This window comes from Streptomyces thermospinosisporus, assembly GCF_039526425.1.
GTDB classification, from domain to species: domain Bacteria; phylum Actinomycetota; class Actinomycetes; order Streptomycetales; family Streptomycetaceae; genus Streptomyces; species Streptomyces thermocarboxydovorans.
This window is the reverse complement of record NZ_BAAAIZ010000045.1, coordinates 1-10,218: the sequence shown is the minus strand read 5'-3', so window position 1 is coordinate 10,218 and position 10,218 is coordinate 1. Positions and strand designations below refer to the sequence as shown.

Annotated in this window: 10 protein-coding genes and 2 pseudogenes; 8 read left to right on the top strand and 4 right to left on the bottom strand. The window is 71.4% G+C overall.

Going from position 1 to position 10,218, the window contains the following annotated elements:
* A partial coding sequence (locus tag ABD207_RS16910; RefSeq protein ID WP_344013856.1) for a CAP domain-containing protein occupies nt 1-697 on the top strand: 697 nt, incomplete at its 5' end.
* A 307-nt stretch (nt 698-1,004) separates the two neighbouring features.
* Here the strand turns inward: ABD207_RS16910 and ABD207_RS16900 are convergent.
* A pseudogene (locus ABD207_RS16900) lies at nt 1,005-1,465 on the bottom strand (HIT family protein); the annotation flags it as partial.
* A 124-nt stretch (nt 1,466-1,589) separates the two neighbouring features.
* Between ABD207_RS16900 and ABD207_RS16895 the strand changes: the two are divergent.
* Nucleotides 1,590-1,787 (top strand): annotated as a pseudogene (locus ABD207_RS16895) (WhiB family transcriptional regulator); the annotation flags it as partial.
* A complete protein-coding gene (locus ABD207_RS16890) occupies nt 1,784-2,137 on the top strand; it encodes a DUF488 domain-containing protein (protein ID WP_344013854.1) in 354 nt (117 codons plus the stop codon). The pseudogene ABD207_RS16895 and the gene ABD207_RS16890, both read left to right, overlap by 4 nt.
* Before the next feature lie 134 nt (nt 2,138-2,271).
* Here the strand turns inward: ABD207_RS16890 and ABD207_RS16885 are convergent, their stop codons facing one another.
* A complete protein-coding gene (locus ABD207_RS16885; RefSeq protein ID WP_344013852.1) occupies nt 2,272-3,945 on the bottom strand; it encodes an FAD-binding dehydrogenase in 1,674 nt (557 codons plus the stop codon).
* A gap of 17 nt (nt 3,946-3,962) precedes the next feature.
* Nucleotides 3,963-4,604 carry a TetR/AcrR family transcriptional regulator gene (locus ABD207_RS16880; RefSeq protein ID WP_344013850.1) on the bottom strand — a complete coding sequence of 214 codons (642 nt, stop codon included), beginning with the start codon at nt 4,602-4,604 and terminating at the stop codon, nt 3,963-3,965.
* Nucleotides 4,605-4,805: 201 nt separating this feature from the next.
* Here ABD207_RS16880 and ABD207_RS16875 point away from each other — a divergent pair, with 201 nt between their 5' ends.
* The 4 genes from ABD207_RS16875 (at nt 4,806) to ABD207_RS16860 (ending at nt 8,833) form a co-directional block, all read left to right on the top strand.
* Complete coding sequence (locus tag ABD207_RS16875) at nt 4,806-5,444, top strand: alpha-ketoglutarate-dependent dioxygenase AlkB (RefSeq protein WP_344013848.1); 639 nt, start codon at nt 4,806-4,808, stop codon at nt 5,442-5,444.
* A gap of 102 nt (nt 5,445-5,546) precedes the next feature.
* On the top strand, nt 5,547-6,803 hold the full coding sequence (locus ABD207_RS16870) for an acyltransferase family protein (RefSeq protein WP_344013846.1): 1,257 nt from the start codon (nt 5,547-5,549) through the stop codon (nt 6,801-6,803).
* The gene (locus ABD207_RS16865) at nt 6,800-7,558 is read left to right on the top strand and encodes an MBL fold metallo-hydrolase (RefSeq protein WP_344013843.1); all 759 of its coding nucleotides are present in this window, start codon (nt 6,800-6,802) and stop codon (nt 7,556-7,558) included. The genes ABD207_RS16870 and ABD207_RS16865 overlap by 4 nt, the downstream gene beginning before the upstream one ends.
* A gap of 42 nt (nt 7,559-7,600) precedes the next feature.
* Nucleotides 7,601-8,833 (top strand): DUF4032 domain-containing protein, encoded by a 1,233-nt coding sequence (locus tag ABD207_RS16860; protein ID WP_344013841.1) that lies wholly within the window; start codon nt 7,601-7,603, stop codon nt 8,831-8,833.
* Between the two features lie 38 nt (nt 8,834-8,871).
* Here the strand turns inward: ABD207_RS16860 and ABD207_RS16855 are convergent, their stop codons facing one another.
* Nucleotides 8,872-9,744, bottom strand: a complete 873-nt coding sequence (locus tag ABD207_RS16855; RefSeq protein ID WP_344013839.1) for a universal stress protein — start codon at nt 9,742-9,744, stop codon at nt 8,872-8,874.
* 80 nt (nt 9,745-9,824) lie between these two features.
* On the opposite strand from ABD207_RS16855, the gene ABD207_RS16850 reads away from it, so the two are divergent.
* Nucleotides 9,825-10,151: a VOC family protein gene (locus ABD207_RS16850; protein ID WP_344013837.1), complete on the top strand. Its 327-nt coding sequence runs from the start codon at nt 9,825-9,827 to the stop codon at nt 10,149-10,151.
* The last annotated feature ends 67 nt before the right edge of the window (nt 10,152-10,218 follow it).

Sequence of the window (10,218 nt, the reverse complement as noted above, 5' to 3'; positions counted from 1 at the left end):
GTCGTGGTGGTACGAGGGAAACGAGTGGTCGGGCATCAACGACAACTGGCGCCCGATCGGCGGATTCTTCCCGGCAGGAGCGCCCGTGGCTGCTATCACCAAGTCGCCCAACAGCATCGACCTGTTCATCACCGGCAACGACAAGCAGGTCTACACGTCATGGTGGTACGCGGGGTCGGACTGGTCAGGCATCAACGACAACTGGCGCGGGCTCTGGTTCGCACCCGATGACGAAAAGCAGCTTTTCGACCTGATCAACGAGGCACGTAAACATCCGGAAAAGTATCCGCCTCACGGAAATACCGCAGGTGCAAACATGTCTGCGTGCGCAAAAGGTTTCGAGCTCTCAGGAGAATTGATGGATATAGCACGCGCCCACACCGTCTACTTGAAAGACCAACCGAAGGAGTGGGTTAATACCGGTGACAACATGCACCGCGACCCTAGTGGAAAACTAGTTTGGGACTCCGGAGAGCCGATGGACCAGGCAGGTTATCACGCCTGGCGGGCAGAGAACGTAGCCGTAGGGTTCACGACCCCGGAAGCTGCGGTGCGCTTCTGGATGCAAGATGATGAAAGATTTGGCTGGGGACACCGCAACGCCATCCTCAGGTGTGAAACCCTGGAGGCTGGCGTAGGTCATTATCAAGGCGGTCCATGGGGCCACTACTGGACGCTCGACATGGGCACAAAGTAATCTAACGGGCCGGTCGCACCGCCTTTTCAGGGCGCGCATGTTCGCCTTCAACCACTCCACGTCACGCCCGACGGCCCGAACGACACGGACGGCAGCTGCTGCCAAGTGCAGCTCGGCGTGGCCACGAACACGATCGCAGCCAGTACCTCGCGGTCACCATGGCCGTCTACCGCCTCCTTGCGGACAGGTCGCGCCCCCGGCACCATCAGCTGGAACGACTCTCCCAGCTCATCCGGCACCAGACGCTCAGCGATTCCCAGTCCGGGACATCACCGAGCCCGCCAAATGAGATGAGCTGTTGGGCGGCGAGGCGGTCCAGCTCCTCACCGATCGCCTCGCGCACCGCTTCGTGCTGCGGACCGAGCGCAAACTGCTGGTCTGTCCACCGCTCACGCGGGTACAGCCACACCGGCCGACCCACAAGATCGTCCGACTCCGCGTCAAACCGCGGCCACACATGCGCGTGCACGACCGGGTCGGTGTTCCCCCAGGATCTACAGATTGACCCGTCGGAAGGCTGGATCCAGCCGCCCGCAGGCACGTTCGACGGCCTCGCCCAGTTTGTCCATGTCGGACAGGAATGCCAGACGCTTGCTCTTCGGAAGATCCGACAGTCGCTCCACCGCGGGATCGTCCACCAGGAGCACCGAGTATCCCGGCAGGAACTGCACGTCCCCGATCACCGCGAATCCTCCAGCTTCCGGAGCATCGCAGGGTTCTCGCCCCGAACGGCACTGCCGATCGGTCCTTCCGCCAGTCATCAGTCATGATCGACCGCCCAACATCAACTAGCGCCACATGTGTTGCACACGATACTGTCGATCATACCGGCGCTGAGCTGCACAAACTGGTCTCCACTCGCCTCGCGCCACACGGTCACCCCCAGAGAAGGCGGCGCTGCCCGATGCGGGAACAGTGCCTGGAGTGGGCGCTGGAGACCGGGCAGTCCATCGGAGTGTGGGGCAGCACGAGCGAGACGGAACGCCGTGCGCTCAAGCGGCGCACGGCCGCACGACGCGGTTCCGGCTGGGCGGGCGGAGAGCACCGGCCGCCCGCTCGGCCGGACTTCACCGGAAGGGGCCGAGGATGAGTGTGCGGTTGCGGCGGGTGTACGAGCCGCCCGAGGCGGACGACGGGGTGCGGGTGCTGGTCGACCGCCTGTGGCCCCGGGGGCTGGCGAAGGAGGCGGCCCGGATCGACGAGTGGCCCAAGGGGCTGACCCCGTCGGCCGAGCTGCGCCGCTGGTACCACGCGGGCAAGGGGTCGTACGAGGAGTTCCGCGAGCGCTACGAGGCGGAACTCGACGTCCCCGAGGCGGCCGAGCTGCTCGAGCATGTGCGTGAGCTGGCCGCCAAGGGGCCCGTGACGCTGCTGACCGCCGCCAAGGACCCGGAGCGCAGCCATGCGGCTGTGCTCGCCGGGTTGCTGGAGGAGGACTGAGCCCCGCCGCACCGCCTCGGGGTGCCCCCGACCGACTCAGCTGCGCCTTCGGGCGGCTCGCACCGACTCCGGGCCGCCCGCACACGCCTTCAGGAGCCGCCCGTGGGCGCCTTCGGGGGCCGCCTGATGCGCCTTCAGGCCGTCTGCTGTGCCGCCGCCCGGCCCGCGGCGCGGCCGGAGAACAGGCAGCCGCCGAGGAAGGTGCCCTCCAGGGCGTTGTAGCCGTGGACGCCGCCGCCGCCGAAACCGGCGACCTCGCCGGCCGCGTAGAGGCCGTCAATCGGGCTGCCGTCGGTGCCGAGGGCGCGGGAGTCGAGGTCGGTCTGGATGCCGCCCAGGGTCTTGCGGGTGAGGATGTGCAGCTTGACGCCGATCAGGGGGCCGGCCGCGGGGTCGAGGATGCGGTGCGGGGTGGCCACCCGGCCGAGCCGGTCGCCTATGTAGCGGCGGGCGTTGCGGATGCCCTGCACCTGGGAGTCCTTGGCGTAGGGGTTGGCCATCTGCAGGTCGCGGGCCTCGATCTGGCGCCGGATGACGGACGCGTCCAGCAGGGGCTTGTCGGTGAGGGCGTTCATCTTGTCGACGAGCTGTTCCAGGGTGGGCGCGGTGACGAAGTCCGCGCCGTTGCGCAGGAAGGCGTCCACCGGACCGGGCGCCCCCTTGCCGAGCAGCCGCTCGCGCAGGAAGCCGGCGCGGTCCTTGGCGGTGATGTCCGGGTTCTGCTCGGAGCCCGACAGGGCGAACTCCTTCTCGATGATCTTCTGGGTGAGGATGAACCAGGAGTGGTCGTACCCGGCGATGTCCTCGGTGGTGCGCAGGTGCTTGAGGGTGCTCAGGGTGTCGTAGCCGGGCAGGCAGGGCTCGGGCAGGCGGCGGCCCAGGGCGTCGAACCACATCGAGGAGGGGCCGGGCAGGATGCGGATGCCGTGGCCGGGCCAGATGGGGTCCCAGTTCTGCAGGCCCTCGGTGTAGTGCCACATGCGGTCCCGGTTGACCAGGCGCACCCCGGCGCGGGCGCTGATGTCGAGCATCCGCCCGTCGACATAGGCGGGGACGCCGGTGACCATCTCGGCGGGCGGGGTGCCGAGGCGTTCGGGCCAGTAGCGACGGACGATGTCGTGGTTGCCGCCGATGCCGCCGCTGGTGACGATCACGGCCTGGGCGGTCAGCTCGAACTCGCCGACCGCGTCCCGGTTGGAGGCGACGCCGCGCGGGGAGTCGTCGGGGGCCAGCACGGTGCCGCGCACACCGCGGGCGGCGCCGTTCTCCATGACCAGTTCGTCGACGCGGTGGCGGTGGTGGAAGGTGAGCAGCCCGTCGCTCGCCGCCTGCTTGGCGTACCGGACGAACGGTTCGACGACGCCGGTGCCGGTGCCCCAGGCGATGTGGAAGCGGGGCACGCTGTTGCCGTGGCCGTCGGCGCGCAGGTCGCCGCGCTCGGCCCAGCCGACGGTGGGCAGGAAGGTGATGCCGTGCCCGTCGAGCCAGGGCCGCTTCTCCCCGGCCGCCCACTCGACATAGGCGCGGGCCCAGCGCACCGCCCAGGAGTCCTCGTCGTCCAGCCGGTCGAAGCCGGCGCTGCCCTGCCAGTCGCTCCAGGCCAGGTCGAAGGAGTCCTTGATGCCGAGGCGCCGCTGCTCCGGGGAGCCGACCAGGAACAGCCCGCCGAAGGACCAGAAGGCCTGCCCGCCGAGGTTGGCGGCGTTCTCCTGGTCGACGAGCGCGACCCTGCGGCCCCTGCTGGTCAGTTCGTGGGCCGCGACCAGGCCCGCGAGCCCCGCTCCCACGACGACGGCATCGGCGTCCATGGCCTCCCCTTCCCTACTCACTCACGCCCGCGCGGGGCCGGTTCGGCGCTGCCCTCGGTGAGCAGCGCGGTCAGCAGTTGTTTCAGCCAGGCCCGGGCGCCGGCGACGTCCCGGTCCAGCAGCAGTTGGGTGGTGACGCCGTCGTACGCGGCGACCACGGCGTGCGCGGCGCTGCCGGCGTCGCCGAGCACGGCGGGCAGCGGGGTGTGACCCCGGGCCCTGGCCAGCCGCTCGGCGATGGCGCCGCGCAGTCTGGCCCGGTGTTCCAGCAGGGTGCGGGCGACCTCCGGGTCGCGGGCGGCATGCACCAGGAAGTCCGTCTTCACCAGCAGCCAGTCCCGGTCGAGCAGCAGCACGCCGGTGACCCGGTCCACGGCGGCGGGCACGTCCAGGTCGGGGCCGTCCTGGGCGAGGGCCTCGGAGACCTGCCGGGCGATCAGCTCGGCCCGCTCCTCGTACAGGGCGAAGAACAGCTCGTCCAGGCTGGAGAAGTTGGAGTAGAAGGCGCCCCGGCTGTATCCGGCGGCCTCGCAGATCTCCTCGATGGAGACATGCCCGAAGCCCTTGGCCGCGAAGACGGAGAAGGCGGCCTGCAGGAGGTTCGCCCGGGTGCGGGCACGGCGCCTGGTGACCTGCCCCGTGGTGCCGCCGGTCCGCATCACTGCCCCACCTCCGTTCGATACGCGAACGTATTCGATACGCCGGTGTATCGGAAGGGGCCGGAGAGGCCGTTGTTTCCGAGGCCCGTGGCGAGGTTCTGCTTCCGAGGTCTGTGGCGAGGTTCGTGACCCGGCACCCCGTGGGGCGCACCCGGAGGCTCACTGTAGAACGCATTTTCGAATACGAGGTACGCTGGTGCCATGAGCACGCACCGGCCCGCCGCCCTTCAGGGGTCGCTGTTCGACCAGGCCGACGAGCCCCGGCTCGGTCCGCCGGCCGGGCTGCGCCGCACGCATCTGGGGTCCGGCGCCTGGATCGACGTGCTGCCGGGCTGGCTCAGCGGCTCGGACGCGCTGTTCGAGCACCTGGCCGCCGAGGTCCCCTGGCGGGCGGAGCGGCGCACCATGTACGACCAGGTCGTCGACGTCCCCCGCCTGCTCGCGTACTACCGCGAGGACGATCCGCTCCCCCATCCCGTCCTCGCCGAGGCCCGGGACGCGCTGAGCGCCCACTACGCCGACGAGCTGGGCGAGCCGTTCGCCACGGCCGGGCTGTGCTACTACCGGGACGGCCGGGACAGCGTCGCCTGGCACGGCGACCGGATCGGCCGGGGCGCGCGCGAGGACACGATGGTCGCCATCCTCTCCGTGGGCGCGGCCCGTGACCTGCTGCTGCGTCCGGCCGGTGGCGGCCCCGTCGTCCGCCGGCCGCTGGGCCACGGGGATCTGATCGTGATGGGCGGTTCCTGCCAGCGCACCTGGGAGCACTCGGTCCCGAAGAGCACCCGGGCCGCCGGACCGCGCATCAGCATCCAGTTCCGCCCGCGGGGCGTGAACTGAGCCGGTCCCCGCTGCCGGAAGGAACCCGCCCCCCACTGCCGGAAGCCTGTCCTCCCCTCTGCCGCTCGCGCACACTGGGCGCACCCAGAAGCGGGAGGGCCGATGGGAGGAAACGGCGGGCGACCGGGAGCATACGGCGGACGGCGCGGCGAGCTGGACGTACTGCGCGCACTGGTCGTCCTCGGCCTGGTCTTCTTCCACGCCGCGCTGGTGTTCTCCCCCGACGACGACTTCTACGTGAAGAATCCGCAGACCACCGGGGCCGTCACGGTGCTCGCCGGGTTCGGCGTGGTGTGGGCGATGCCGATGCTGTTCCTGGTGGCGGGCCTGGGCGCCCGGCACTCGATCCGCCGGCGCGGCCCCGGTGGCTTCGCCCGGGAGCGGCTGCTGCGGCTGGGCGTCCCGCTGGTCTTCGCGACCGTGGTGCTGTGCCCGCTGCCGCAGTGGCTGCGCCGGCGGGCCGCCGACCCCGGCTACGACGAGCCGTATCCGAGCTTCTGGGGGCGGTTCCTGACCGTCCGGCCGGATCTCGCGGACTTCCCGTTCGTGCTGGACGGCGAGTACTTCGAGACCGGGCATCTGTGGTTCGTCGTGCTGCTGCTCGCCTTCTGTCTGCTGCTCGCGCCGGTCGCCGCCGCGCTGGCGGCCGCCTCCGGGCGGCTGGTCCCCGTGCTCGGCCGCCGTCCGGCGCTGCTGCTGGCGCCCGCACTGCCGCTGGCCGCCGTGAACGCGCTGCTGGGCATGGAGGAGGGCTTCGCGGGCTGGAACCGGTGGGCGTATCTGCTGTTCTTCGCCTACGGGTTCGCCCTCGCCGACGAACCGCGGGTGAGGGAGGCGACCAGCCGGGCGGCGGTCGCCGTCGGGGTGCTCGGGCTGGTGCTGTTCGCCGGTACGGCCCCCGGTTTCGTCGCCGGTGACGACCCGTTCACCTCGTGGGACCCGCCGGCGCTGGCCACCCGGGCGCTGTTCGGGGCGGCCGGCTGGTGCTGGGTGCTGGCGATCCTCGGCCTGCTGGACCGGCGGCGGCAGCGCTCCGCCCCGGACGGGCCCGCTCCGGACACCCCGGCGACGGACAGGGGGACAACGGGCAGGCCCGCGCTGCTCGGCTATCTGGCGGTCGCCGCCCTGCCGTTGTACGTGCTGCACCAGCCGGCCGTGGTCGCGTACGCCTACGGCGTGGTCGGCTGGCAGGCGCCGATGGCGGTCAAGTACCTGGTGATCGTGGCCGCTTCGCTCGCGACCATCCTCCTGGTGTACGAGTTGCTCGTGCGAAGGTCCGCGGTGACCCGCCTGCTGTTCGGCATGCGTGGTTCCCTGGTCTCCGGCAGGCGGCACGGCGAGAGTGCGAGGCGGGCATGAGAGCGGACGTACAGCAGGCGGCGGACGGTGTGTTCCTGGTGCACGGCACCCACACCAACTGGGTGATCCTCACCGAGGGGGACGCCGTCACACTGATCGACACCGGCTATCCCGGCGACCGGGCGCTGCTGCTGGCCTCCCTGGCACAGGTGGGCGCGGCGCCTGAGGCGGTGAGCGCCGTGCTGCTCACCCACGCCCACAACGACCACATCGGGTCCGCCGAGTACTTTCGGGCCACCTACGGGACGCCCGTGTACGCCCACGAGGCCGAAGTCCCGCACGCGCGGCGTGACTTCCTGCATCAGGTGAGCGCGGGACGGGTGGCGCTCGAGGCCTGGCGTCCGGGCGTGCTGCGCTGGGGGCTGCGGGCGCTGCGCTCCGGCGGCACCGCCCATGTGCCCGTCCTGGAGCCCCGGGCGTTCCCGGTGGCGGGCGCGGAGGCGGACCCGCTGGACCTGCCGGGCAGGCCCGTCCCGGTCCCGACGCCGGGGCACACCGACGGGCACTGCGCGTTCCACCTGCCGCAGGCCGGGGTGGTGGTGTCGGGCGATGCGCTGGCCAGCGCCCATGCGACCTCGCGGCTGGCGGGGCCGCAGCTGCTGCCGCGCATGTTCCACCACGACACGGCCGCCGCGGTCGCCTCCCTGGACGTGCTCGCCGCGCTGGACGGCGACCTGCTGCTGCCGGGGCACGGCCCGCTGCACCGGGGCCCCGTGCGGGAAGCGGCCCGCACGGCTCGGGCGTTTGCCCCATAGGGTGAACAGGACGATCACACGCAAGACGAGGACACTCGAGGCATGGCCCTGCAGATCAACGCGACCAACCCGGAGCATCCCGCGCTCCTGTTGGAGCTGCCGTGGCACCTGCCGCTCGAGGAGTGGCCCGAGGAGTACCTCGTGCCGCTCCCGCGCGGCATCTCCCGGCACGTGGTGCGCTACGCCCGTGCCGGTGACGAGGTGATCGCGGTCAAGGAGCTCGCCGAGCGGCCCGCGCTGCGCGAGTACGAGCTGCTGCGCGACCTGGACCGCCTCGGCATCCCGGCGGTGGACCCGCTGGCCGTGGTCACCGGCCGCACCGACACCTCCGGCGAACCGCTGGAGAGCGTGCTGATCACCCGGCACCTCGGCGGCTCGATGCCGTACCGGTCGATGTTCGAGACGACCCTGCGCCCGGAGACGATGCACCGGCTGATGGACGCGCTCGCGGTGCTGCTGGTGCGGCTGCACCTCGCCGGTTTCTTCTGGGGCGACTGCTCGCTGTCCAACACGCTGTTCCGGCGGGACGCGGGTGCGTACGCCGCCTATCTGGTGGACGCCGAGACCGGTGACCTGCACCCCGAGCTGACCCAGGGGCAGCGCGAGTACGACCTCGACCTGGCCCGCGTCAACATCAGCGGCGAGCTGCTCGACCTGGAGGCCTCCGGCGCCCTGCACCCCTCGGTCGACCCGATCGACTTCGGCACCGAGATCTGCCGCCGCTACCAGGAACTGTGGCAGGAGCTGACCCGCACCTCGGTCTACCCGGCGGGCAAGCACCACTACATCGAGCGCCGGATCCGGAGGCTGAACGAGCTCGGGTTCGACGTGGCCGAGATGCAGATCGAGCACGCCTCCAACGGCGACACGGTCACCTTCGTGCCCAAGGTGGTCGACGCCGGTCACCATCAGCGCCAGCTGCTGCGGCTGACCGGCCTGGACACCGAGGAGAACCAGGCGCGGCGGCTGCTGAACGACCTGGAGAGCTGGATGGTCACCCAGGAGGACTACGCGCCGGGCGATCCGACGGGCGCCCGGCCGGAGGTGCTCGCCCACCGCTGGGTGCGCGAGGTGTTCCGGCCGACCGTGCGGGCGGTCCCGCCGGAGCTGCGCCGCGGAATGGACCCGGCGGAGATCTACCACGAGATCCTGGAGCACCGCTGGTACCTCTCCGAGCGGGCCCAGCACGACATCGGGCTCGACACGGCCGTGCAGGACTACATCAAGAACATCCTGCCGAAGAGCCGGGACGCCCTGCAGACCGTGGTCGACTGAGCCGGGCGATCCGAGGCGGGCCCGCCGGAGGGCGGGCCTCAGCTGTGCGGCACGACGGCCACCGGGCAGCCGGCGTGGTGCAGCACGCCGTGGGCCACCGAGCCGATGCGGGCGCCGACCGCCGTGCGGTGGGCGCGGCGCCCGACGACCATCAGCTGGGCGGTGCCGGCCACCGACAGCAGCACCTGGCCGGCGCTGCCGATCTCCACGTGCTCGACGACCCGCACCTGCGGGTAGCGCTCCCGCCACGGGGCGAGCGCGGCCGCCAGCGCCTTCTGCTCGTACGGCTCCAGGCCCCCGGCCTCGTCCATGAGCCGCAGCGAGCCGGGGCTGTAGGCGAAGACCGGCGGCAGGGTCCAGGCGCGGACCGCGCGCACGGTGGCGCCGCGCGCGGCGGCCGTGGCGAAGGCGAAACCCAGCGCGGCGGCGCTGTCCTCCGGGTCGCCCTGCTGGCCTACGACGATCTCGCGCCCGGCGGCCTCGGCGGACGGCTGGTCCCCGGCGCGGACGAACACCACCGGCCGGGTGGCCTCGACGACGACCTGCTGGCCGACCGAGCCGACCAGGAAGCCCATGATCCGGCCGTGCCCGCGCGAGCCGAGCACCAGCATCTCCGACTCACCGGCGACGCGCACCAGGGTCTCCACGGCGTCGCCCTGGAGGATGTCGGTGGTCACCTCGACGTCCGGGTGCCGCTCGAGGACCTGGCGGACCGCCCCGCCCACCGACTCGCGCACCCATCCCTCCTGGGTCGCGGCGTCGCCGGCGTCCACCGCGTCATGGCTCTGGAAGCGCCAGGCGTGCACCACCCGCAGCGGCAGCCCGCGGCGGACCGCCTCCCTCGCCGCCCACGCCAGCGCGGCGAGGCTCTCCTCGCTTCCGTCGACCCCTGCCGTGATCGGGCGCGTCATGCGGTTCCTCCAGGTCTCGTGTCCCGTACGTGTGGTCTCGTGCCCCGTACGCGCCGTCCAGTCTTCCCTACGCTCTGGTCATGACGCTGCAGTGGGAACAGGTGGTGATGGACGCGGCCGATCCGGTGGCCCTGGGGCGCTGGTGGGCCGAGGCCCTGGGATGGGTCGTGGTGAACGACGATCCGGACGAGTTCGAGATCCGGCCGGAGCCGGACCGGCTGCCGGGGATCATCTTCGAGCCCGTGACGGACCGGAAGAGCGGCAAGAACCGGCTGCATCTGGACTTCCGGCCGGAGGACCAGAGGGCGGAGGTGGAACGCCTGCTCGCGCTGGGCGCCCGGCACGCCGACATCGGCCAGGGCGAGCAGTCCTGGGTGGTCCTGGCCGACCCAGACGCTTCTAACTAGCGGTTCTATTGATCAGAAACTCATGGGGTTCTCGTCCAGGACGTAGCGGACGTGCGGGCCGCCGAAG

Coding starts and splice junctions, on each gene's coding strand:
- ABD207_RS16885 (WP_344013852.1), bottom strand. CDS start 3,945: ATGGACGCCGATGCCGTCGTCGTGGGAGCGGGGCTCGCGGGCCTGGTC.
- ABD207_RS16875 (WP_344013848.1), top strand. CDS start 4,806: ATGAGCACGCACCGGCCCGCCGCCCTTCAGGGGTCGCTGTTCGACCAG.
- ABD207_RS16870 (WP_344013846.1), top strand. CDS start 5,547: ATGGGAGGAAACGGCGGGCGACCGGGAGCATACGGCGGACGGCGCGGC.
- ABD207_RS16890 (WP_344013854.1), top strand. CDS start 1,784: ATGAGTGTGCGGTTGCGGCGGGTGTACGAGCCGCCCGAGGCGGACGAC.
- ABD207_RS16865 (WP_344013843.1), top strand. CDS start 6,800: ATGAGAGCGGACGTACAGCAGGCGGCGGACGGTGTGTTCCTGGTGCAC.
- ABD207_RS16850 (WP_344013837.1), top strand. CDS start 9,825: ATGACGCTGCAGTGGGAACAGGTGGTGATGGACGCGGCCGATCCGGTG.
- ABD207_RS16860 (WP_344013841.1), top strand. CDS start 7,601: ATGGCCCTGCAGATCAACGCGACCAACCCGGAGCATCCCGCGCTCCTG.
- ABD207_RS16880 (WP_344013850.1), bottom strand. CDS start 4,604: ATGCGGACCGGCGGCACCACGGGGCAGGTCACCAGGCGCCGTGCCCGC.
- ABD207_RS16855 (WP_344013839.1), bottom strand. CDS start 9,744: ATGACGCGCCCGATCACGGCAGGGGTCGACGGAAGCGAGGAGAGCCTC.